Origin of the sequence: Xanthobacter autotrophicus (assembly GCF_030015065.1) — a bacterium.
In the GTDB taxonomy this organism is placed as follows: domain Bacteria; phylum Pseudomonadota; class Alphaproteobacteria; order Rhizobiales; family Xanthobacteraceae; genus Xanthobacter; species Xanthobacter autotrophicus_D.
On sequence record NZ_JAIVFN010000481.1, the window covers coordinates 1 to 419 of the forward strand.

At 61.3% G+C, this 419-nt stretch carries 1 protein-coding gene; it reads right to left on the reverse strand.

The window, feature by feature from the left end:
* Positions 1 to 419 (reverse strand): ProQ/FINO family protein (locus K9U40_RS24135; protein ID WP_282892575.1); only part of this gene is annotated, 419 nt, incomplete at both ends.

Consider the following 419-nt stretch of genomic DNA (forward strand, 5'->3'; position numbering starts at 1 on the left):
ACCTTGAAGGCATTCCACGCATCGGCAGCAACGCCAGTGTTACCTCCCGCTTTCATCCACTTCGTCCTCTCTCTACCATCAAGCCCGTTCCACCAGTCCATTCCTTCTTCGCCATCCGGATCTCCGGCGGACGTCCCGTCATGGCTTTTCACTAGGGTCTGCAGCTTCTCCTGGGCGTAGGCGGCATTCGCGATGGTGACCGTCCGCGCGTTCTCCGCAGCGCCGTTGATGCCATGGCGGGGACCACCCTGCGTCACGGCTTCGAGGTACCGGGCTCGCCTCACATGCCACCCGAGAAAAAGGCGGATCTTGGCACGCGTCAACGACGACCCCCGTCGCTGTGCATCGGTGGCAAGAATCTTGTCTATACCGATCTTCAGCGGCACGAACACACCGGCCCGGAAAAGGTTCGGCCACAG